At 60.8% G+C, this 21,068-nt stretch carries 21 protein-coding genes and 1 tRNA gene; 12 read left to right on the top strand and 10 right to left on the bottom strand.

Going from position 1 to position 21,068, the window contains the following annotated elements; all coding sequences use genetic code 11:
• Positions 1–16: 16 nt before the first annotated feature.
• From rarD to ACKVEX_RS09075, 3 genes are read right to left on the bottom strand one after another with little or no spacing between them, the layout of a single operon-like run.
• On the bottom strand, positions 17–922 hold the full coding sequence (gene rarD / locus ACKVEX_RS09085; RefSeq protein ID WP_473215397.1) for an EamA family transporter RarD: 906 nt from the start codon (positions 920–922) through the stop codon (positions 17–19).
• Between the two features lie 28 nt (positions 923–950).
• The gene (locus ACKVEX_RS09080; protein WP_473215396.1) at positions 951–1,463 is read right to left on the bottom strand and encodes a polyphosphate kinase 2 family protein; all 513 of its coding nucleotides are present in this window, start codon (positions 1,461–1,463) and stop codon (positions 951–953) included.
• 31 nt (positions 1,464–1,494) lie between these two features.
• Positions 1,495–1,782: a hypothetical protein gene (locus ACKVEX_RS09075; protein ID WP_473215395.1), complete on the bottom strand. Its 288-nt coding sequence runs from the start codon at positions 1,780–1,782 to the stop codon at positions 1,495–1,497.
• A gap of 260 nt (positions 1,783–2,042) precedes the next feature.
• On the opposite strand from ACKVEX_RS09075, the gene ACKVEX_RS09070 reads away from it, so the two are divergent.
• The 7 genes from ACKVEX_RS09070 to ACKVEX_RS09040 all read left to right on the top strand — a co-directional run bounded on the left by ACKVEX_RS09070 (position 2,043) and on the right by ACKVEX_RS09040 (position 8,250).
• On the top strand, positions 2,043–2,579 hold the full coding sequence (locus ACKVEX_RS09070) for a GNAT family N-acetyltransferase (RefSeq protein ID WP_473215394.1): 537 nt from the start codon (positions 2,043–2,045) through the stop codon (positions 2,577–2,579).
• Entirely contained in the window at positions 2,563–2,964 is a 402-nt protein-coding gene (locus ACKVEX_RS09065) for a hypothetical protein (protein ID WP_473215393.1), read from the top strand. Before ACKVEX_RS09070 ends, ACKVEX_RS09065 begins: the two co-directional genes overlap by 17 nt.
• 539 nt (positions 2,965–3,503) lie before the next feature.
• Positions 3,504–4,085: a recombinase family protein gene (locus ACKVEX_RS09060; protein ID WP_473215392.1), complete on the top strand. Its 582-nt coding sequence runs from the start codon at positions 3,504–3,506 to the stop codon at positions 4,083–4,085.
• Positions 4,086–5,336: 1,251 nt separating this feature from the next.
• Positions 5,337–5,879, top strand: coding sequence for a hypothetical protein (locus ACKVEX_RS09055; protein WP_473215391.1), 543 nt, complete (start codon positions 5,337–5,339; stop codon positions 5,877–5,879).
• Positions 5,869–6,102, top strand: coding sequence for a hypothetical protein (locus tag ACKVEX_RS09050; protein ID WP_473215390.1), 234 nt, complete (start codon positions 5,869–5,871; stop codon positions 6,100–6,102). Before ACKVEX_RS09055 ends, ACKVEX_RS09050 begins: the two co-directional genes overlap by 11 nt.
• A gap of 687 nt (positions 6,103–6,789) precedes the next feature.
• Positions 6,790–7,845 (top strand): hypothetical protein, encoded by a 1,056-nt coding sequence (locus ACKVEX_RS09045; protein WP_473215389.1) that lies wholly within the window; start codon positions 6,790–6,792, stop codon positions 7,843–7,845.
• A gap of 126 nt (positions 7,846–7,971) precedes the next feature.
• A complete protein-coding gene (locus tag ACKVEX_RS09040) occupies positions 7,972–8,250 on the top strand; it encodes a hypothetical protein (protein ID WP_473215388.1) in 279 nt (92 codons plus the stop codon).
• A gap of 485 nt (positions 8,251–8,735) precedes the next feature.
• Here the strand turns inward: ACKVEX_RS09040 and ACKVEX_RS09035 are convergent, their stop codons facing one another.
• The 5 genes from ACKVEX_RS09035 to ACKVEX_RS09015 all read right to left on the bottom strand — a co-directional run bounded on the left by ACKVEX_RS09035 (position 8,736) and on the right by ACKVEX_RS09015 (position 14,596).
• Entirely contained in the window at positions 8,736–10,115 is a 1,380-nt protein-coding gene (locus ACKVEX_RS09035) for a phage integrase (protein WP_473215387.1), read from the bottom strand.
• A gap of 82 nt (positions 10,116–10,197) precedes the next feature.
• Positions 10,198–10,282, bottom strand: a tRNA-Leu gene (locus ACKVEX_RS09030).
• A gap of 80 nt (positions 10,283–10,362) precedes the next feature.
• Positions 10,363–11,430 (bottom strand): lipocalin-like domain-containing protein, encoded by a 1,068-nt coding sequence (locus ACKVEX_RS09025; RefSeq protein ID WP_473215386.1) that lies wholly within the window; start codon positions 11,428–11,430, stop codon positions 10,363–10,365.
• A complete protein-coding gene (locus ACKVEX_RS09020) occupies positions 11,430–13,928 on the bottom strand; it encodes an FtsX-like permease family protein (RefSeq protein ID WP_473215385.1) in 2,499 nt (832 codons plus the stop codon). The genes ACKVEX_RS09025 and ACKVEX_RS09020 overlap by 1 nt, the downstream gene beginning before the upstream one ends.
• Complete coding sequence (locus ACKVEX_RS09015; protein ID WP_473215384.1) at positions 13,925–14,596, bottom strand: ABC transporter ATP-binding protein; 672 nt, start codon at positions 14,594–14,596, stop codon at positions 13,925–13,927. The genes ACKVEX_RS09020 and ACKVEX_RS09015 overlap by 4 nt, the downstream gene beginning before the upstream one ends.
• A 137-nt stretch (positions 14,597–14,733) precedes the next feature.
• On the opposite strand from ACKVEX_RS09015, the gene ACKVEX_RS09010 reads away from it, so the two are divergent.
• From ACKVEX_RS09010 to hpnE, 4 genes are all read left to right on the top strand, one after another.
• Positions 14,734–15,471, top strand: a complete 738-nt coding sequence (locus ACKVEX_RS09010; protein ID WP_473215383.1) for a glutamine amidotransferase — start codon at positions 14,734–14,736, stop codon at positions 15,469–15,471.
• A 145-nt stretch (positions 15,472–15,616) separates the two neighbouring features.
• Positions 15,617–16,480: a squalene synthase HpnC gene (hpnC, locus tag ACKVEX_RS09005; RefSeq protein ID WP_473215382.1), complete on the top strand. Its 864-nt coding sequence runs from the start codon at positions 15,617–15,619 to the stop codon at positions 16,478–16,480.
• Positions 16,477–17,310 (top strand): presqualene diphosphate synthase HpnD, encoded by an 834-nt coding sequence (hpnD, locus tag ACKVEX_RS09000; RefSeq protein ID WP_473215381.1) that lies wholly within the window; start codon positions 16,477–16,479, stop codon positions 17,308–17,310. Before hpnC ends, hpnD begins: the two co-directional genes overlap by 4 nt.
• 18 nt (positions 17,311–17,328) lie before the next feature.
• Positions 17,329–18,633, top strand: a complete 1,305-nt coding sequence (gene hpnE, locus ACKVEX_RS08995) for a hydroxysqualene dehydroxylase HpnE (RefSeq protein ID WP_473215380.1) — start codon at positions 17,329–17,331, stop codon at positions 18,631–18,633.
• Positions 18,634–18,678: 45 nt separating this feature from the next.
• On the opposite strand, the gene ACKVEX_RS08990 is transcribed toward hpnE, so the two are convergent.
• On the bottom strand, positions 18,679–19,410 hold the full coding sequence (locus tag ACKVEX_RS08990) for an ABC transporter ATP-binding protein (protein WP_473215379.1): 732 nt from the start codon (positions 19,408–19,410) through the stop codon (positions 18,679–18,681).
• Between ACKVEX_RS08990 and ACKVEX_RS08985 the strand changes: the two genes are divergently transcribed.
• The gene (locus tag ACKVEX_RS08985) at positions 19,394–20,005 is read left to right on the top strand and encodes an arylesterase (RefSeq protein ID WP_473215378.1); all 612 of its coding nucleotides are present in this window, start codon (positions 19,394–19,396) and stop codon (positions 20,003–20,005) included. The two genes, ACKVEX_RS08990 and ACKVEX_RS08985, sit on opposite strands and share 17 nt — an antisense overlap.
• Here ACKVEX_RS08985 and selD read toward each other — a convergent pair.
• Complete coding sequence (gene selD / locus ACKVEX_RS08980) at positions 19,998–21,038, bottom strand: selenide, water dikinase SelD (RefSeq protein ID WP_473215377.1); 1,041 nt, start codon at positions 21,036–21,038, stop codon at positions 19,998–20,000. The genes ACKVEX_RS08985 and selD overlap by 8 nt on opposite strands.
• Positions 21,039–21,068: the final 30 nt, after the last annotated feature.

The following is a 21,068-nucleotide window of genomic DNA, read 5'->3' as shown; positions in this document are numbered from 1 at the left end:
CCCAAAGGCGGTCGAATCACGCCGCCGAACCCCGCCGGTGCGTTCGCCAGGCCGACCACGAGTAGAGCGCGAGTGCGGCCCAGATCATCACGAAACTGATCAACTGCACCGGGGACAGCGGTTCCTTGAAGATGACCAGCGCGGTGAGGAACTGCATGGTCGGGTTGATGTACATCAGAAAACCCACCGTCGCCAGACGCAGGCGTCTCGCCGCACCTGCGAAGGCCATCAGGGGCAGCGCGGTGACGACGCCGCTGGCCATCAGCAACAAGCTTTGGATGCCGTCGTCCAGAAAATGCGAGGCGTCGGTGATCAGCAACCACGCCAGCGCAAACACACCCAGCGGCAGCAACAGCAGCGTCTCGACGAACAGACCGGACAACCCGTCCAGTGTGATCTGCTTGCGCAGCAACCCGTAGGTGCCGAAAGTCAGCGCCAGCAGCAACGCGATCCACGGCAACTGTCCGATCAGCACGAACTGGATTCCGATCGCGAACCCGGCCAGCCCGACCGCCCAGCGCTGCAACACCGCCATGTGTTCCTTCAGCACCAGGATGCCGAGCGCGACATTGACCAGCGGTGTCAGAAAATAACCCAGGCTCGACTGCAGGACCTGCCGGGTTTCGACCGCGTAGATGAAGATGCCCCAGTTCGCACCGATCAGCAGCGCACACGCGAGCACCCGCCCGAACCCGCGCCGGCGCGACAGCGCTGCGCCGATCGCGTCCCATCGGCCCAACACGGTGATCAGCGCGACCAGGAACACGCAGCACCAGATCACCCGGTGCACCAGGATCTCCCACGCAGGGATGCCCTGCAGCAGCGAAAAGAACAGCGGGAAGCAGCCCCAGATCGCATAGGCCGCAATGCCGTACGCTACGCCACGTGCGGTTTCTGACGAAGGGTTGGGAGATACCGCCATCAGCCAGAACCGCGCTCGATGGACCGGGTCACGCGGTCTGCTTGCGCGGGTCCGGTCGCGGCTGTGGGCTGCGGGCGCAAAGCGCCACCAGAAGCGGTCGGGCACCAATTTGTACGGATGATCGATTGCCTTGAAGCGACCGATCCTGCGTTTGGGCAGCTTTCCCCGCGGCCTGCAGATGCGGCAGATAGCGCTGCGCATACACCTGCGATTTCTCGCGCTCGGTCGGGACGGGAAATGCAATGAGGCGGAACGCCCTCGGACTGACGCGTTCGATGATCACCTCGATGGTGCCGCCCTTGCCGGCGCCATCGCGTTCCGCGACCACGATGCACACCTTGAGACCCTTCGGTGTCACCCAATCCTGCCGCTTGCCGAGTTCGACATGGAGCTTCCCCAACTGACGCTCGTACTCCTTGCCGGAGCGTTTCGTCCGCGGCACGGCTTTGCCACCGGAGCGCTGATCGCCTGTGCCCTGAACGATGCCCTTGTCGTTCTTGTCCGGTTTGTCGCGTTTGTCATCGTCGCGCTTCTTCGGCATGAACGTCTCCACCCTGTCGTCCAATCCGGCCTTACTCACCCCCCTGACGCTGCTGATTCTCAAGCGCCTTGGTCGTGATCTCCTTGTACAGCGCTATCACGCGTGCCGCGATGTCATGATATTGCGGATGCTGGCTCAGGATAGGACCTATCTCTCTGGCGTCCTCGAACACCTCTTCTAGGAAACCGATATCGTAATCGGTCAGAACCTCTCCGAGATCGACCCGCTCCTTGATCTCGAGCGCCCGGGGCAGTCGCGTCTTGACCAACCGTTCCCCGATGGCCGTCAACGCGCCGACGTCTTTGGATACCCCACTCATTCCGTTCTCCGTTCATCTGAGTCGAATCACTCGACAGGCCCCACGAGCATAGACGTGCCCATCCGAAACGGTCAATGGACACCCTCCGGTTCCGTGATGCTAAGCTCGGGCGGGCGCCTCCACACGACTTTCTGGCTCGAAAACACAAGACCGAGCTCAATCGACAAGCCGCTGGCAATCGCAAGTAGAATCGGCTCAGACGGATCGCGAGCCCCGCCCGGTCGGCAGGCGACCAACCCTTCCGAGGAGAGCATCCACTCATGATCGATGCACGCAATTATCGGGTTACGGAAACGTTGCGAAATGGCGTGGAGATCTGCATTCGCTCATCACGTCCGGACGACACCGACCGGCTGGTCGAAGCCTTCCACAAACTTGATCCCGAAACAATCCACATGCGTTTCTTCGCACCCAAGAAGGAACTCTCCGCCGCCGACCTGCACCGCTTCCGTGAAACCGATTTCCGTACCCGCGTGATCCTGCTGGGCACGGTACAGTGCGGGGAGAGGGAGGTCGTGATCGCCCTGGGGAGTTACGCCCGCTTCGAGGACAGCAGTGCCGAAGTCGCGTTCGTGGTCGAGGAGGACTACCACGGGCTGGGAATCGCCCGTCTGCTGATCGGGCATCTCGGAACGATCGCCTCGGATGCCGGCGTGCGCAAGTTTACCGCGGAAACGCTGCCGCAGAATGCCGCGATGCTGGCCGTCTTCGAGCGTTGCGGATGGCCGATGCAGGTGCATACGGATGACGGTGTCGTGCACGTCAAAATCGACCTGGGCGGTGACCGAGCGGCTTGACCCCGACCGCCGCTACCAGGTCCGCGCCGGTGCATCCTTCGCGCCCCGCGATCGCCCGTCCGGGCCTGATCCCCTCGACTGCTGCCCGAACACGGTTGAAGGTGGGTTCGATCGAAAAACTGATCTAGAATCGATCGACGCGCTACCCTTCGCAGCGATTGCCGAAGCGGACCCCATCATTGAACCCGAGCGTGTGTCAGTGCGCCTGAACGCGATGAACACCCTGGTCGGCGCAGACGTCGCGAATGCCTCCGAACTCGAACTGGTGGAATTTTCCACCGTCAATCCGGGGCGACCACGCCGAGTGGGCGTACTCGTGTCGTTCCCGCGCGAATCCTTCGACGAGCGTCGAGTCGATCTGGACGCAGCGCTGCGCTCGCTTTGAGTAGCCGCTTTTTCCGGCAATCCTGTCGAACCAGAAACCTCATCGTCGCCCGTGGAGTGGTTCGCCGCGTGGAACGAACCTCGATACACCGCGACGCACGTACAGTGGTGCCCAGAAAGGGTAAGGGGACTCAAACTACTGCCCTAGAACCCGCGTCTTCTCTGGCCTCTAGCCGATGGTATTGGTTGAGTTACCACCAGTCTACCACCAACCAAAAAACAAATAATCAAGAAAATGTCTGTGGTGTCTCTCGCGGGTGGGCGAAGTCACATACCCCCCGGCACCCCCTTCGAACCCCTGCAGAATAGGCCGGGGGAGTCATGAGGATATCCACAGAGACAGACTTGTCCTCATAGATTCCCTGTCCTCTGGCTGGCTTCCAGTTGTCCGCCTCTCTGTATCTCCCTCCTCGATACCCCTGTAAGAAAGTGACCGCTTTCTAACACCTTGATAGTGACTGTTATAAAGATATACCTTGACACTTACTAACATACCCTGAGAAACTCACACCACTTTCCAACACCTCAGGACTTGCCACCATGCCCCGCCTCTTCGCCTATGCCCGTGTATCCACTGTTGAACAACTGACTGAGAACCAGAGGGAACAGATAGCCCAAGCAGGCTACACAGTAGATCCTAGGAGATTCATCGAGGAGACGATCTCAGGGTCTGTACCAGTCTCCCAGCGTTCAGGCTTCCAGAAGCTCCTAGAGAGGATGGAAGAAGGGGATGTCCTTGTAGTGACTAAGCTGGACAGGATAGGCAGGGACTCCATAGACGTTCAGAACACGGTCAAGCTATTCGCTGAGAGGGGTATCAAGTTAATAGTCCTCCAACTGGGGAACCTAGATCTAACGTCATCATCGGGGGAACTGATGGTCAAAGTCCTAGCAGCAGTGGCTGACTTTGAAAGGGATCTCATCATTGAGAGAACCCAAGCAGGACAGGCCAGAGCAAGGGCTGAGGGTAAGCACATGGGAAGGCCCAGCAAGACCACTGAGAAGGAACAAGGGGAGATCGTCCTTAGGCTGAATAGGGGAGCCTCAGTCTCTGAGGTCGCTAGGGACTACGGTATTAGTAGGGCTACGGTTATCAGCATCAGAAGGACACTGACTGAATAGGCTTCCCTTGGGGGTCTCCAATAGGCCACCTGGGGACCCTACTACCCATTTTAGGGATATGTTCAGCCCCTTGTGTCCGAGGGGGCGAGGTAAGCAATTATTGGGTTATTGGAATAGAGCATCCCTCAGCAATACCAAGGATGCCTTTCCAAGGCCACTAGAGGCCCCTAGGAGCCGTTTAAATGATTTCCTAATGGGGTAGGTACTATAGAGTCTCTCAGAGGCTCCTAGGCCCTCCTAGGCCCTCCTATAGCTCGCTATCACTACGCAGATACCCTATAGTTTATCCCTGAACTATATATTCGTAAGTCTTTGTTCTGTATAGCTCATTTCAATAGTCTCACCACAGGGAGAAGAGACGCTCCTAAGCCCCGACGAAGATACTCAAGGATGAACTTGTGTTTCCTCAGGGCTTCGCCGTTAGTTCCATCTCCGTTTAGACCCATATAACGGACCTTATAGGGGGCTTTATAGCTCTCTATATTGGCTGGATTCCCAGTGATAGGAACGACCCGCGCTTTTACCTTTTCCAGCCTACCTTAGCCCCTCTATGTCAGCCATCAGGCTGGCTCTGGGGACATTACTAAGCCTCAGGATCTGGACATAGAACTCTTGGATGTGGGGCACCCAAGTGAGTTCGAGGACAGTTCTCCTTGTAGTTATGGTCAGCCCTTAGGCTGTCTTGGGGGGACTGGTAGCGGGGGTAAGGGGGCGAAGCCCCTCTAAAGATATCTAAGGATGAACTAGTAATTCACTCTTAAGATTCTTTAGATTCCTCTATAGATCTCTTAGGTCTATCTAAACATTCTTCTTGGTATTAAACATAACAAGATTGTATCCAAGAGATTATTCCTTAGGTCTCTCTAGAGATATCTAGGGATTCAATCCTAAGGTCCTCCTTAGGTCCCTAAGAGGAATGTTAGGTCTGTGCTAAGGGGGTCCATAGAGGATCTCTGTAGGCAGTCCCTAAAGGAGCGTAGCTCTCTAGGGGGTCTCTAGACAGCCCTTAGAGGGTCCCCAAAGGTTGATAATCAATAATGGTTACTACCAAGTAGGAGGAAGCCTCTAGACAGTCCTAGGACCCTTAAAGCCCCCTAGAGAGCTACGCTCCTTTAGAGAGCTACGCTCCTTTAGGGCCATGAATAGATCATCTAAAAAATTTCATTGAGTTACGACAGCTAGTCCTTCTAGCGACAGCTAGTCCTTCTAGCGACAGCTAGTCCTTCTAGCATTCCATTAGGAAACCCAACCATGACACAAGCCCTAAGATCAGGGGGTCCTTCTTTAGCCCGAGAATTCCGTTTAGACCCTCTAGCAGTAACCAAGCTCCATTGGATTCAATCCCTGTTCAAGTCCCATGGTCAGAGCGTTTCTACTTCAATCATTGTTAGACGGGCTATAGATACCCTCGTTGATGAGTTAGACATGGCTATAGCTGGTGGTCAGGCTGAAGAGGATCACCGGGGAATGCTTGATCAAGTATCCAGTATCAAGGAGAGAGCCTATGGAGCGCCTAGCCCCTTCAAGGTCAGACCTACCTATACCGGGGATACCTTCAGCCAACTGAGGGACCAAGAAAGGGGTTACAGCCTAATGGATTCCCCAATGAAACCCCGTGCTCTCTCTGAAGAGGAAGCCGCAGTATTCCAAGAGGAACTGAAGGCTGAGAGGGCTGCACGTAAGGCTAAACGTTTAGCCAAAAAGACCCTACCCCTAGAAGCTGATGCTAGACAACTAGCGGATGCTAGACAACTAGCGGATGAGAGATTCACAAGGATGATGAATGGCAGATAAAGACACCCGAGAGGACCTGAAGGAACTTCACAGAATGCTATGTGATTCCTTCCATAGTTACCTAGAGGACCCCCCTAACGGGAACTACACAGCAAGAATGTTGGAAGTAATACGGGCTTTCCTCCGTGATAACAATATCAAGAAGGACCCTGAGACAACTGCAGATATCAAGCAGTCCCTAAAGGAACTCTCCTCAATGGATATCCCCTTCTTCCCAGACTAGGTAACCACCATGCCATCAAAGAATAAACCCTCACTCCAAGTTAGGAATAGTTCCTACAGGAGTACCCCTTGTAAAGCTCAGGGATGCACAAAGAATGCTGAAGCTGTAGATGGTTACTGTTTCCAGCATCATGGAATGTATCTCCAACATGGTCACCCCTTGGGGAGAGCCATAAGGTCAAGGGAATACCAACAGGAGAAGAAGGACGTTCTCTCAGTCCTTGAGAGTAACCCCAATCACCCCGGAGTGACTACGGTAGTCCGTTGGTTCAATGAATGGATGTTCGAGGCATCCAACGATAACGCTATCTGTGGCAATGGGCTGTTCAAGCATATCCATAACAAACAGGTAACGGCTATGGATGTCCTTGTGGAAGTCTGCGCTGTCTGGCTCTACTCCCACAGATACCCCTACAGACTCCCGGATGACGAGAGACTGACTGTAGCTCTTATTCGGAATGCTGTTCGATTGGCTACCTTCCCTAAGTACGGCGGAGAAGGGAAACCGGGGGGATCACCTAAGCTGTCCATTAGAGAGCTAAGGCAGAGTGGTGACAGGATCAGGAATACCCTATCCCGTTTCCATGTGAATATTGTTGAGTCCCTGAAGCGAAGGGAACAGCAGGAAGAGGCTGTAACGTCAAGCCTTTCAATACCTTTCAATTAACCCAAGTAATAAGGAATCAAAATGAGCGACTATACAGATTATGTCCGTGGCAGTGATGGCCCAGCCCCTCGGGGTGAATCTCTTAACAAGGGTCCTGTAGCAGGTATCCAGAATCTGTCTGGTGGAGTCATCCGTTTCTCTGTAGCTCCTACAGACCCCGGTGCATACGTAGAAACTCGACATCAGGAAGCTAATAGATCCAACGTTGGGACCGTCTATCGCACAGGTGGTGATGGTCAAGTAACAGCCACCCCTACCCGTATGGAAGTCTCAGTATCCAGCCTGACGGGTAATAACGGGGGCATCCTTGCCACTGCCCGGAATGGTCATGGTAGCCCGACTAGCAATGTCACTGCCAATAGCATTGTTGAGTACCGAGGAACCACTGTTAAGGTCAGTACCCTAGAGACCATGGGTATCCTCGAAAAGACCCCGGATGGACGTTATGTTGAAGCAGGAACTAGTACCGGCTATGCACCCGCACAGGCTCCACTAGTCAGTAATCATCCTCAGATCCAACAGCGGGAATACCAGCAACAAGCTCAGGCTCAACAGGTCACCGCTGAATCATTCATCGCTGAGGAATTCCCCCGAGAGATTGCCGACGTAGTAGCTAAGGCTATTGCACCCATCCCCCCGCAGCTATACCAAGCAACCTTGGCAAAGATGTTGGAAGGGAATATGAACGATCGTGATTACCGAGAGATCGCTAAACTCTCTGGGATCTCTGAAAAGGATGCAAGGGAACGTGCTACCTTTGTTGATAATGCGTTCAAGGCTCAGGCTGACAACATAGCCCATCGTGCAGGGATCAATGATGCTGCTGAACTCTGGCAATGGGCCACTGAGGAGAAGTACGAAGCTCTCCATAAAGCCCGTCAGGAATTGATCTTTGGTCGTAACGTTGCTCCCCTGCAGGCTCTGGCTAATGAATACTTCCGGAGCAATGTTCCTACTATAGAGGCTCTGAGGAATGCAGGGTATGAAGTAGAGAAGACCCCCGCAGGTCACGATGTAGTCATGATCAATGGTCGTTGGATTACCCCGGCTACAGCAGCAAAGCTTGGTCTGGTTTGATCCTTGGGGATACCTAAGGATACCTAGGAGGTGTTTAAAGCCTCCTAGGCCCTCCTAGAGGGTCTCTGATGACCAGCCAGCAACCAAGGGTTTGGCAAGTGGGTGAAGGACACAGGCTTCTCGGACATGAGCAGTCAATACCGCAGTGCTGCTATGTGGCTTGCTATGGACTGGTCCGAGGTGCAAGCAGCGATTGCACCGGCAGGGATAACAGACCCGCATCACCTCCGCCAGTGGTGCAAGGAGCAGGGGTTCGATGACATGCACCGAAATGATCGCTCCGATGCGATGTGGTTGGCAGATAACTGGAGTCTGTTGCAACACGGTGATGCAACGCTGACCCATCCCCGGCGCATCCGGGAAGAGTTCAACGAGCAGAAGGTCACCTCGGTCCTCCCCGCGTAGCGATACCGGGCTGACTCAATGTGGTTTGCGGCGTTGCCCCGTGACGGGGAGACGATGTGGCCTGAAGGGATGACCCACCCGAGCAGATGCAATGTGGTTAGCTGACCAGTGGGCCACAGTGACTGTGGACCGTTGTCGGAGCCTCCGATAACGAGGTGACCCACCCGCAACCGCAGTAACGCAATGTGGTTCGCGTCTTCTGGTGACCGGAAGATGGAATGTGGTTCGCTGAGTCCGATGTCCAACCGTTGGACAACGCGCAAATGCCATGTGGTTTGCTACTGCTGGTGTCCAACCGTTAGACACCTCGGAGACACACCCCCGCAACATTCGCAAGTGGTTCAACGAACAGAAGTTGAGCAGGACCCCCTGTACCTAGGATGCCCCTAGGAAGCCATCAGAGGCCCATAGGAGCCGTTTAAATGATTCACTAAGGGATGGGTAGTCCTAGGGCCTCCTAGGGCCTCCTAAGCCCTCCTAGGGCCTCATAGAGGGCTTACAGCCCCTTCAGCAACAATCTTATCCAGCCATTCCTTCATAACTCTTAGGCTATATCCCTGTCCATATCCCTGTCCTACTGATTGCAATGCCCATCCCCCTACAGCATCTATGATTTCCTCAGGACATTGAACTTCACGTAAGCGGTCCCTGAGGGAATGCCTCAGATCATGGGCTGTATGGTTCATCCCCTTTGAACGTATCCAAGTAGCAATAGAGGCTGAGGCAGACTCTGCAGTACATAGGCCATGTTTGATATACCTAGGGAATGCATGGACAGTACCCTTCCCTGCTTCCTTCACTCTGTTAGCAGCCCATAGAGAAGCCCCTACAAGGGGGATCTTCCTTGTTGATTCCTTACTCTTCAGAGACCTCCACGGATGAGGCTTAATCACAACATGGGGAATAGGATCATCAAGGACAAGATCATCTATAGCCAACCCTGCAATCTCTGCCAGTCGGGCACCAGTATCTGAGAGGAGAGCTACAAGCCATCTGATATCATCATCAGCTTTCTTGCAGGTGGTCTGTAGGGTCTTCAGTTCCTCAGCATTGAAGGGCTGACGTTCAGTCGTATCCTCCCCCTCTCCAGCGATCTTCAATCCTGATAGGGGATTACGTCTATCTAGCTCCTTTTCCTTGATGTAGGCATTAACGATAGCGTTCAGTGACTTCAGCCTCCTCCTCACTGTCCCTGTAGTCACCCCCCTAGCAAGCTCGGTGGTGATATAGGTTCTCCCATCCCCTCTATTCAACTTATCAAAGTGCTTATCCCCTACAGCAGTGATCAGCCCATTCATAGCCACGTTGGAAGCCTTCTCAACTGACGGAGAATTCCCCTTGTGGTGGGTCTCTAGGTAGAACCTGAGGACATCACTTAACCTGTCCTTGCCTGACTTATCGAGGAGTTCCACTGCTACGGATTCAACAGGGCTTAGATACTCTGTTATTTCAGCATCCCTATAGACCCCCTCATCCCCTGCGTAGCCATCGCGAGCTATAGCAGCATAGGCTTCCCGCTTCCCATCCAGCCTGTTAAAGAAGATGGTTAAAGCATCCTCATCAGGAGCCTTAGGATCAATGCCATGGTCAGCTAGGAGCCTCTCGGCATGAACACGAGTAGCCTTAGGGGATGCCTCAGGATTACCCCTGAGGATGGACCATTCAGCCTCGTAGCGCCTGTCAAGCTCAGTGACCTTCCTAGCAGCCGTCTGGGGGTCTGAGGTCTCTAGGTTCAACTTGAGGAGTTTCGAGGGGTATTTATCCCGGAGATCTGAGGGGACACTTCGCTGATAGTAGTAGCGACCCTGTCTCAGGTAGGTACGACGAACGGACATTCTAAGGACATTCCCGATGGTTATCTGCATGGTAAGTTACCACAGAATTACCACCAACTGGAGGGAGACCTAGGATATTTCCTTGATTATTCAAGGACTTACAGCCTATTATTGGTGCCCAGAAAGGGACTCGAACCCCCACGCCTCGCGGCGCCAGAACCTAAATCTGGTGCGTCTACCAATTCCGCCATCTGGGCACGGCCACCGTCGGAAATCGGGGCATTGGAACAATCCGATCTGCGGGTCGGCAGGCCTGCGAGGTCGCGATTATACATGCTCACATGCGCAATCGCTCGCCGTAGCCGGTCATCTCCAGATAGCCCTGGCCCACTTCCCGACCTGCCTCGAGCAACCTGATCGCACCTTCCCAGTAGATCGCACCCGTCGAAGCCCGGCTGTCGAGTTCCTGGTCGTCCATCAGCGGCACGATCTCGAAGCGACGCCCGCCGGCATGCATGGCCCACGCCACCGGGTAACGAATCCCGCTGCGCGGCGATACCCACCCGCGCAGCGGCTCGAAACGCACCTCGTCCGGCGCGAGCGCCCGCGCCGGCCTCCCCGGTTCGGCCAGCGTACCTGCATTCCACATCGATGCATGCGCCTGGTCGCGCATCTGGAAGGCCATCAGCGAACCGCCGTCGTGCAGGTTCACACCGATCCAGTCCCACCCGGAAGCACCCTCGGGGAGGATCTCGCTCGACCACTCGTGATCCAGCCAGGCGTGACCGGTCACTTCATGCGCGACATCGCCGAGTTCGATCACCCCGCTGACCGCGAGATGCGGGCGGCTGTAGTAGTAGCTCGCGTTGACCGGATCCGGCGCCTTCTGGCTCCAGCCCTCACGACCGTTGAGCAGTGGTTCGGCGGGCGGATCGAAGCGCAGCGCAAACGCGAAATCCTCGGCGCGCACCCGCGTCAGGTAATGTCCGTCCTCGTCGAGTTCGAGCGACCAGTCGTCCAGCCACACCCCGGTTCGACCTTCCGAGGCACCCGCGAGGGGCTCGACCGCGCGCGCCACCCGCTCGCCGTGCATCAGGCGACCGCGCGCCGGGTCCGCCACCGCCGCATGCGCGAAGATCAACTGCGTCGGCGCGAAGCGGCTGGGATTGTCCTCGCCGAGCAATGTACGCACCCGGAAGAAAGTCACCTGAAATCCCCGCTCCGCACCTTCTGCGTCGCGCAACCAGCCGGTGATGTACCACCACTCGGTGCGGTAATCCGGATGCGCGCCGGTGTCCTGCGGAAAGGCCAGTACCTTACCGGGCACGATCGGCGGATAGCGATCGCCGGCGGCCACAGGCGACACAAGCACCAGCGCAAGCATCAGGCACAGCAATCGCCGCATCACCAGTCCTCCCTCACCGCCGCCACCGCACTGCCGCGCATCGCCTGCGCCCCCGAAAGCCTCGCCGCCACCGCGGCCAGGGCAACCAACGTCGCCGCGAAGGCGAGGATGGGTCCGAGCGGCAGTGCAAGATCCATGCTCCAGTGAAAACTCTGTCGGTTGATCACCTCTACCAGCACCAGCGCGATCGCGCCTCCCGCGAGGGTGCCGATCATCACCCCCACCGCGGCGGTCACACTGCCCTCCAATGCCAGCAGCCGGCCGATGTCGCCACGTCGCAGTCCGAGGTGACGCAGCATGCCGAATTCCTTGCTGCGGCTGGTCGCCAGCGCCGCGAAGGTGGTGCTGATGCCGAACAGGCCGATCAGCACCGCGACCGCCTGCATCAGATAGGTGACGAGAAAGGTCCGGTCGAAAATCTCGAGGCTAATCGCGCGAATCTGCGACGGCAGCGAGATCTCGACGACCCGCTCGCCGAGCGCCTCGCGCACGCGCCGGACGACCTCATCCACGTCTGCACCGGACTTGAGCTGAACGCCAAGGTCGTTGGTCAGCCTGTCGCCGGAGAGCCGGCGATAATCGTCCAGCTCGACGATCACCGCCCCGTGCTGGCGCGCGTAATCGCGGGTCACCCCCGCGACAACGAAGCTCGCCTCGCGCCCTGCGATCGGCAACGCGACACGGTCGCCGACCGCCAGCCGGTGCAGATCTGCCATCGCCTCGGTGATCCACACCCAGGGCAGTTCCCCCTGCGGCGGCGTGCCCCGGCTCACCACCGGCAAGTCATCGCCCCCCGCGGTCGGCCGCGCGATCAGCGTCACCGCCAGTGGCGAATCGCCCACACGCAGCGCGTCGTAACGCACCGGCACGACTTCGGCGACCCCTTCTATTGCCGCGACCCGGGCCACCGCCTCCTCGTCCAGAAAACCGCTCGCCGCCGACGACGAGGCCCGCACATAAAGATCGGATGGCAACACCTTGGACAACCAGTCATCCACCGAATCCCGGAACGACCCCACCATGATCGCCATCGACACCGCCAGCGCGACGCTCGCCACCACCCCTGCCCCGGCAACCACGACCTGGCCAGGCGCGGCCGTGACACGCGCCAGCGCCAGTCGCGCCAGTACGCCGGGTGACAGCCTGAGTGGCGCGGCCAGCAGGCCCACGACCCCCGGCAATGCCAGCACTGCGGCCGCCAGCACCAGCGCCACCGCGACATAACCGAACACCGGAATCCCCCCGACCGGCCCCGGCACACACGCGAGCAGCCCGAACACCAGACACAGCGCGGTCGCCCGCCATCGCGGTCGCGCCGCCAGCAGGTCCCGCTCGTTGCCGGCCCGCAAGCCCTGGGCCGGTTGCTGCGAAGCGGCATGGCGTGCGGGCAACCAGGCACCGGCGACGCCGGCAGCCACACCGAGCACCAGATAGACCAGACTCGCCCCCGGCATGAAACGCGCCGAGGGCGTGACATGCGCGAAATAACCGGCGCCCAGATCCCCGCCCACCAGTGAAAAGGCCAGCGCCGCGAGACCGTGCGCGAGCGCGATGCCCAGCAGTCCGCCAACCAGACCAAGCGCCGCCCCTTCGAGCAGCAGGCCGCGCATCACCAGATGCCGCTCCATCCCCATCGCACGCAGAAACGCGAGTTCGCGGCTGCGCCGCACGACGGAGAGATACTGCGTCGAGAACACCAGAAAAGCGCCGGTCAACAGCGCGATCGCGGCCAGCATGGTCAGATTGACCCGGTAGGCTCGCGACAGGCCGCTGGTCTCGGCGATACCGGCCTCGGGCAGACGCGCTTCGATGCCCGGCGGAAGCCACGCGCCGATCCCCTGCCGCGCATCTTCACGCGCGATGCCGGACGCGAGCCGCAGATCGATCCGGCTCAGCACGCCGATGCGGTCGAAGATCTGCTGTGCAGCGGCGATGTCCATCACGGCCAGGGCCTGGCCCTCGGCCGCGCCGGGTACCGCGCCCGACACCACCAGTTCGGTCTCGCGCAAGCCGCTCTGCACCACCAACGGGTCGCCGACCGCAAGGCCGAGCGTCCGGCGTGCGGCGGCACTCAGAAACACCCGCCCCGGCTCCAGCGCGAGCAGACGTCCGTCGCCCGCCTCGGCCACCGGCATCAGCAGGGGCAGTACCCGCGCGACCCGGAACAGATCCACCCCGTAGATCCGCAGACTGTCCTCGCGTCCGGGCAGCCTTGCCTCGATCTCGAGCACCGGGCTGGCTTCGGCCACGTCGGGACGCTGCGCAAACTCGAGGTAGAGCCGGTCGTCGAAGCCGGTGCGCGGCCCGACCACCTGCAGATCCGCCTCGCCGGCGAGCAGGCGCATGCCGCGTCCGAACTCGTCGAGCGCCGCGCCATGGATGATCTGCACCGCCAGCCCCAGCGCCACGCCGAGCGTCACTGCAAGCAGCGACAGCACGCTCGCCAACCGGCGCCCGAACAGACTGGCGACGAATACCCGCAGCAGTGCCCCGATCATTCGACGACGACTTCGCGCATGCCATTGCGCGTGAGCTGCAGGATCCGGTCGGTCTGCCGCGCTGCCACCGGCGAATGCGTGACCAGGATTCCGACCGCACCCGCGTCGCGCACCGTGTCGAGCAACAGCGCCAGCACCTCGCCGGCCCGGTCCGGGTCCAGGTTGCCGGTCGGTTCGTCGGCCAGCACCACCGCCGGTCGATGCACCAGCGCGCGCGCGATCGCGACCCGCTGCAGCTCGCCGCCCGACAACCTGCCCGGTCCCTCATCGGCTCGGCCGCCCAGCCCCACCGCCGCGAGCATCGCCAACGCCCGCGCACGCGCGCTGCCGGTGTCCTCGTCGAGCAACCACAGCGGCAGCGCCACGTTGTCCGCCAGGCTCAGGTGCGGAAGAATGTGAAACGCTTGGAACACGAAGCCATAACGCCGCCGCCGCAACACGGCCCAGGCATCGTCCGAGAGCCCGTCGATCCGCTTACGCTCGAGTTCGATCCGCCCCCCGTCTATCGTCTCCAGCCCGGCGATGCAGTTCAGCAGTGTGGACTTGCCCACGCCCGATTCACCCATGATCGCGACGCACTCGCCCGGCAAAATCGCCAGCGAAACATCATGGAACAAGGCCTCGCCCTCGGGCTGGAAGCGCTTGCAGAGTCTGTCGAGTACGAACATGTGGGAAAGACCGGTCGGACTGGAAATGGTGCCCGATGATCGCACAGCTGCCCCCATTGCGACAGGCGTAAAATCACCCGACTAAAGATCACACCGGGGGCCGAACCGTGCATCGGCGAACCGGACCCGAACGCCCGATGAAACCATTTCTGATCCTGCAGCTGCGCCCTGAAACCAAGGTCGCCGACGAAGAGTTTGGCTCTATCCTGCGCCGGGCGAGACTTGCGATGCAGGATGTCACCCGGATCCGGCTGGATCAGGGCAGCCTGCCGCAGGATCTGGACCTGTCAGCCTATTCCGGGGTGATCGTCGGAGGTGGGCCAGGTTGCGTGAGCGACCCGCCCGGGACGAAAGACCCGATCGAGGCCCGCATCGAGGCGCAAATTCTTGCACTGATGCCGCGCATCGTCGCTCAGGGCATGCCGTTTCTCGGGTGCTGCTATGGGATTGGAATCCTTGGCCGGCATCTGGGCGCGCCCGTATCAAAGTCGCTGTATAGCGAACCCGTCGGCCCGATCATCTGCACGCGCCGGCCCGAAAGCGTCGACGACCCGCTGCTGGACGGGCTCCCCGACAGCTTCACTGCCCTGGTGGGTCACAAGGAAGCGCTGGATGCCTTGCCGCAAGGCGCCTCGCATCTGCTCGAGGGGGCGAACTGCCCCATCCAGATGCTGCGCTACGGGGATCGGATCTATGCGACCCAGTTCCACCCAGAGGCGGATGGCGACAGTTTTGCGCTGCGCATTCGGATCTACAAGGCCAGGGGCTATTTCCATCCCGACGAGGCCGAAGCCCTGATTGCGCGCTGCGCCCCGGTCTCGACCGAGCTGTCCGGCCGGATTCTTGCGAACTTCGTGCGGCACTTTGCGCGTTGAAGCAACCGCGCCGGATTGACGGACGAAGGGCCAAGGCTTATACCCGTCCGGCGCTCGTTACCGTATCGCGCTGAATGCGATACCGTCGCAAACCCTGCCTCACGGATTCGCTATACTCCCGTGCGCCAAGCCTCTCGCCACCCCGATGCCGGTCGACCACTACGAAAACTTCCCAGTCGCCTCCTTTTTGCTGCCGTCTCGCCTGCGCGAGCCGGTCGAGGCGATCTATGCGTTCGCGCGTAGCGCGGACGACATTGCCGACGAGGGGGACGCATGTACGGCGCAGCGGCTGGCCGAGCTGGACGCGTACCGGGCGGAGCTCGATGCGATAGCGGACGGGCGGCCGGTGGTATCGTCGCAGCTGGCGCCGATCTTCTTTCGGCTTGCGGACAACGTGCGGCGCTTCGCCCTGCCCTTGCAGCCGATGCGGGATCTGCTCGATGCGTTCGGGCAGGACGTGGTCAAGACGCGCTATGCGAGTTTCGACGAGTTGCGCGATTACTGTCGGCGCTCCGCGAATCCGGTCGGGCGGCTGTTGCTGCATCTTTACGGCCGCAGCGACGCGGACGCGCTGGCGCACTCGGATGCGATCTGCACCAGCCTGCAGTTGATCAATTTCTGGCAGGACGTGGCAGTTGACTGGGACAAGGACCGCGTCTATCTGCCGGCGGAGGATCTCGTACATTTCGGCGTCAGCGAGGACGACATTGCCGCCGGACGCTGCGACGAACGCTGGCGGGCGCTGATGCGCTTCGAAGTCGCGCGCGCCCGTGAGATGATGCGGTCGGGCGCGCCGCTCGCGACGCTGCTGCCGGGCCGGATCGGGCTGGAGTTGCGGCTCATCGTGTGCGGTGGCCTGCGCATCCTGGAGCGGATCGAGGCAGTCGATTACGACGTGTTCCGACGGCGCCCGACGCTCGGACGTACAGACTGGTTCCGCCTGGTGTGGCGTACGCTCGTCTTCCGCGCAACCATCCGCTCAGCGGCAACCATCGGCACCCCGACATGAATCCGCACGACTACTGCCAGGACAAGGCCGCGAAGAGCGGATCGAGTTTCTACTACAGCTTTGTGTTCCTGCCGCCCGAGCGCCGCCAGGCGATCACCGCGCTCTATGCGTTCTGTCGCGAGGTCGACGACGTCGTCGACGAATGTCACGACGTGTCGCTCGCACAAGCCAAGCTCGCGTGGTGGCGCAACGAGATCGATCAGGTCTTCGCCGGCACACCGACCCATCCTGTGGGCCTGGCCCTGAAGGACGTCGGTACCCGCTTCAGCCTGCCGCCCGAGCAATTGCACGAGATCATCGATGGCATGGAGATGGATCTCAACCAGACCCGCTATCTGGATTTCAAGGGCCTGCAGCTCTATTGTTACCGGGTCGCGAGCGTGGTCGGCCTGCTTGCGGCCGAAATCTTCGGCTACAGCGACCGGCAGACCCTCAAATATGCGCACGATCTCGGCCTCGCGTTCCAGCTCACCAACATCATCCGGGATGTCGGCGAGGACGCGCGCCGGGGACGGATCTACCTGCCGATAGACGAGTTGCAGCGTTTCGAGGTTCCGGCCAGGGACATCCTCGAAGCGCGCCACAGCGACGGTTTCCGTGCGCTGATGCAGTTTCAGGCGGAGCGGGCGAAGTCCTTATATGCGCAGGCCTTCGAGCATCTGCCAGCGAGCGACCGCAGGAACCAGCGCCCCGGGCTGATCATGGCCGCGATCTACCGGACATTGCTCGACGAAATCGAGCGCGACGGTTTTCAGGTGCTCGACCGGCGTACGTCGCTGACGCCCTTGCGCAAGGTGTGGATCGCCGGCACCACCTGGCTGCGCGGTTGAGCGGCAGTGACGACGCGGATGCAGTCGGTCGCCGTCATCGGAGCGGGCTACGCAGGTCTGGCCTGCGCCGTCGAGCTGGCGGCCAACGGCGTACAGGTCAATGTGTTCGACCGCTCACACGTGCTGGGCGGGCGCGCCCGCGTGGTGACCAAGGACGGCCGGCGGCTGGACAATGGCCAGCACATCCTGATCGGCGCCTACACCGAACTGGCCCGCCTGCTGCGGCTGACCGGTGTATCGCCGAAGGTATTCGAGCGCAGTCCGCTGCTGCTGCATGCCCCCGGTCGTCTACACCTGCAGGCCGCCCGCCTGCCGGCCCCGCTGCATCTGGCCGTGGGCCTGTTGCGTGCGCGCGGACTGGACTGGACCGACCGGCTCGCGATGCTGCGCCTGATGCGTCACCTGAAGCGACGCGCTTTCCGGGTCGACCCGCAGCAGACCGTGCAGACGCTGCTGCACGAAACCGGACAGACCGAGGCGCTCAGGCGACTGGTGTGGGAACCTCTGTGCATCGCCGCGCTGAATACGCCGGTGGCGCAGGCCTCGGCCGCCGTGTTCGCGAACGTGCTGCGCGACAGCCTGGCGGCGGGCGCCGATGCCAGCGAGTTGCTGATCCCGCGGGTCGATCTGAGCGAACTGTTTCCGGTGCAGGCCGCGCGCTACCTGGCGGTCAGGCGCGGCAAGATCCGCAGCGGCACCCGGGTCGAAGCGATCGAGACCGTGGACCAGGGGTTCAGACTGAGCTGCGACCATCCGACCCGACAGGTCTTCGATCAGGTGGTCGTGGCCACCGCGCCCTACCATGCCGGCGCGCTGCTGCGCAGCACCGGCCGCTGCGACCGATTGATCGCGCAGATCGACGTGCTCGCGCACGAGCCGATCACCACCGTCTATCTGGGCCTCGACGGCACGCAACGCCTGCCCCATCCGATGATCGCGGTACATGACGGACCGGCCCAGTGGGTCTTCGACCGAGGCCAGCTCGGCGGCGAGCCCGGCCTGTTCGCGTGCGTGATCAGCGCTCACGGGCCGCACGAAGCACTCGATCGCGACGATCTCGAGATCGCGATCCACAGACAACTCGAACGGGAACTTCAGCGCCGGCTGCCACCGCCGGAATGGACGATGACGATCACCGAAAAGCGCGCGACCTTTGCCTGTCATCCTGGCCTGAACCGACCCTCCGAGCGCACCCCGGTGCCCGGGCTTTGGCTGTGCGGCGACTACCTCGACTCGCCCTATCCGGCGACGCTGGAGTCGGCGGTCCGCTCAGGCGTGGCGGTCGCAGCCAGTGTGCTGCAACGCACGACGCCGCGACGATGAGAACCCAGGTGCGTCATCGGTTGTGTTCGGCCAGCCATTTCGCCATCAAATCGATCTCGCCTCCTGCGCCGTGACGGGCTGCTCTTCGAGTCTGCCAGACTGCATCCGCAGCACGCGATGGCAGCGGGCGGCCAGCGCCTCGTCATGGGTCACGAGGATCAGGGTCGTACCCGATTCACGGTTGAGCGAGAAGATCAGGTCGATGATCGCAGCACCGGTCGCGGCATCCAGGTTTCCGGTCGGCTCGTCGGCAAGCAGGATCTGCGGCGATGGCGCAAACGCACGGGCCAGGGCCACGCGCTGCTGCTCCCCGCCCGACAGATGCTTGGGATAGTGCTGCAGCCGGCCAGCGAGGCCGACCCGCTCCAGCCACTGGCTCGCCACCTTGCGCGCGTCATCCGCTCCCGCGAGTTCCAGCGGCAGCATCACGTTCTCGAGCGCGGTCAGCGCAGGCAGCAACTGGAAGGACTGGAACACGAAGCCGATCGCGTCGCCACGCAGTGCCGCGCGCTCATCTTCGTCCAGCGCGAACAGCTCGACGCCGCGAATGGACACCGACCCCGCACTGGGAACATCCAGCCCCGCCAGCAATCCCAGCACCGTGGACTTGCCCGAACCCGAGGCGCCGACGATAGCAACCGACTCGCCCTTGCCGACGCTGAACGAAACGTCGTGCAAAATGGTCAATGAACCCTGTGCCCCGCCGACCTGCACCTGCTTGGACAGGCCCTTCACTTCCATTACCGGAGCCGAGAATTCGATGTTGCTGCGATCCATCGTGATCTTCTTTATAGTGGTCATCTTCCAGGGTATCGCCCATTCCGGGACGTTACTCGTATGGGGTGACAGCCTGTCGGCCGGTTATCAGCTGCGACAGGACGAGGCCTGGCCCACCCTGTTGCAGACGCGGCTCGGCGAGCAAGGGTTCCCGCATCGGGTCATCAATGCAAGCGTCAGTGGAGAAACATCGGCCGGCGGACGCTCCCGACTGCCGGCCGCGCTCGAGCAGCACCGGCCCGACCTTCTGATCCTGGCGCTCGGTGCGAACGACGGTCTGCGCGGACTCCGACCCCAGTTGCTGGCAGACAACCTGACCCATATGATCCGCAGCGCGCGCGCCGCGGGGGCCGAAGTGCTGCTGATCGGCATGCAGATGCCGCCGAATTACGGACCGGCCTACACGCGCCGGTTCGAGCAGACCTTCCGAGAGGTCGCGCAAGCGAACAAGGTCGGACTGATCCCGTTCCTGCTCGAGGGTTTCGCCGACCGGCCCGAGATGTTCCTGCCGGACGGTATTCACCCCAATGCCGAGGCGCAGTACCTTATTCTGGAGACCGTCTGGTCGCACCTCGAACCCATGCTGCTCAACTGACACGAACGCTCGACTCGCCCGCGGCCATCGTGCCGATGACCCATCCGCGCTGGCCCTGCACCTCCTCGGTGGCGGCCAGGACTTCACCCACCGCATCCGCATCGCACGCGATCAACAGGCCGCCGCTGGTCTGGGGGTCGGTCAGCATCGATGCCGTCCATTCCGGCAGAACCGGCGCAAGACGCACCCGGTCACCGTAGCTGCTCCAGTTGCGTGCCGACGCGCCGGTCACGACCCCTTCGCGCGCCAGCCGCAGCGCGGCATCGACCACAGGCAGGTCGTCGAAGCACAGATCGGCGCCGAGCCCGGACGCGCGGCAGATCTCCATCAGATGGCCCGCGAGGCCGAAGCCGGTGACATCGGTCACCGCATGCACCGCGTCCATGCCGGCCAACCGCACACCGACGCGGTTCAGCATCGTGGTCCACCGGATCATCTCGTCATAGTCATGCAGGGACAGCAGACCCTTCTTCAGTCCGGCCGACAGGATGCCGATGCCGAGCGGCTTCGTCAGGATCAGCACATCGCCGGCGCGCGCGCCTGCGTTGGTCTTGACCTGGTCCGGACGCACGATGCCGAGCCCGACCAGCCCGTAGATCGGTTCGAGCACGTCGATCGAATGCCCACCCGCGATCGGGATGCCGGCCGCGCGACACACCGAGGCGCCACCCTCCAGGATCCGGGCGATGACTTCGTGCGGCAGCTTGTCCAACGGCATCCCGACCACCGCCAGCGCCATGATCGGCCGCCCGCCCATCGCATAGACGTCCGACAATGCGTTGGTCGCGGCGATCCGGCCGAAGTCGAACGGGTCGTCCACGATGGGCGTGAAGAAGTCCGTCGTGGCGACGATGGCCTGACTGTCGTTGAGCCGGTAGACTGCGGCATCGTCTGCATGCTCGGTGCCGACCAGCAATTCCGGTGGGACGATGCCGGCCGGCATTCCGTCGAGCATCCGGGCCAGGATCGCCGGCGCGATTTTGCAGCCACAGCCGCCGCCGTGGGAGAATTGCGTGAGTTTGATTTCGTTCATCGAGTGCGCAGGGCCGTGCCCTGGTCGGGA

This window comes from Denitraticella aggregata (genome assembly GCF_048158365.1).
GTDB lineage: Bacteria > Pseudomonadota > Gammaproteobacteria > Burkholderiales > Rhodocyclaceae > Azoarcus_F.
The sequence above is the reverse complement of the archived record's forward strand: the minus strand, read 5'-3'. Positions and strand labels throughout refer to the sequence as shown.

Coding starts and splice junctions, on each gene's coding strand:
- rarD (WP_473215397.1), bottom strand. CDS start 922: ATGGCGGTATCTCCCAACCCTTCGTCAGAAACCGCACGTGGCGTAGCG.
- ACKVEX_RS09080 (WP_473215396.1), bottom strand. CDS start 1,463: ATGCCGAAGAAGCGCGACGATGACAAACGCGACAAACCGGACAAGAAC.
- ACKVEX_RS09075 (WP_473215395.1), bottom strand. CDS start 1,782: ATGAGTGGGGTATCCAAAGACGTCGGCGCGTTGACGGCCATCGGGGAA.
- ACKVEX_RS09070 (WP_473215394.1), top strand. CDS start 2,043: ATGATCGATGCACGCAATTATCGGGTTACGGAAACGTTGCGAAATGGC.
- ACKVEX_RS09060 (WP_473215392.1), top strand. CDS start 3,504: ATGCCCCGCCTCTTCGCCTATGCCCGTGTATCCACTGTTGAACAACTG.
- ACKVEX_RS09055 (WP_473215391.1), top strand. CDS start 5,337: ATGACACAAGCCCTAAGATCAGGGGGTCCTTCTTTAGCCCGAGAATTC.
- ACKVEX_RS09050 (WP_473215390.1), top strand. CDS start 5,869: ATGGCAGATAAAGACACCCGAGAGGACCTGAAGGAACTTCACAGAATG.
- ACKVEX_RS09045 (WP_473215389.1), top strand. CDS start 6,790: ATGAGCGACTATACAGATTATGTCCGTGGCAGTGATGGCCCAGCCCCT.
- ACKVEX_RS09040 (WP_473215388.1), top strand. CDS start 7,972: ATGAGCAGTCAATACCGCAGTGCTGCTATGTGGCTTGCTATGGACTGG.
- ACKVEX_RS09035 (WP_473215387.1), bottom strand. CDS start 10,115: ATGCAGATAACCATCGGGAATGTCCTTAGAATGTCCGTTCGTCGTACC.
- ACKVEX_RS09025 (WP_473215386.1), bottom strand. CDS start 11,430: ATGCGGCGATTGCTGTGCCTGATGCTTGCGCTGGTGCTTGTGTCGCCT.
- ACKVEX_RS09020 (WP_473215385.1), bottom strand. CDS start 13,928: ATGATCGGGGCACTGCTGCGGGTATTCGTCGCCAGTCTGTTCGGGCGC.
- ACKVEX_RS09015 (WP_473215384.1), bottom strand. CDS start 14,596: ATGTTCGTACTCGACAGACTCTGCAAGCGCTTCCAGCCCGAGGGCGAG.
- ACKVEX_RS09010 (WP_473215383.1), top strand. CDS start 14,734: ATGAAACCATTTCTGATCCTGCAGCTGCGCCCTGAAACCAAGGTCGCC.
- hpnC (WP_473215382.1), top strand. CDS start 15,617: ATGCCGGTCGACCACTACGAAAACTTCCCAGTCGCCTCCTTTTTGCTG.
- hpnD (WP_473215381.1), top strand. CDS start 16,477: ATGAATCCGCACGACTACTGCCAGGACAAGGCCGCGAAGAGCGGATCG.
- hpnE (WP_473215380.1), top strand. CDS start 17,329: ATGCAGTCGGTCGCCGTCATCGGAGCGGGCTACGCAGGTCTGGCCTGC.
- ACKVEX_RS08985 (WP_473215378.1), top strand. CDS start 19,394: ATGTTGCTGCGATCCATCGTGATCTTCTTTATAGTGGTCATCTTCCAG.
- ACKVEX_RS08990 (WP_473215379.1), bottom strand. CDS start 19,410: ATGGATCGCAGCAACATCGAATTCTCGGCTCCGGTAATGGAAGTGAAG.
- selD (WP_473215377.1), bottom strand. CDS start 21,038: ATGAACGAAATCAAACTCACGCAATTCTCCCACGGCGGCGGCTGTGGC.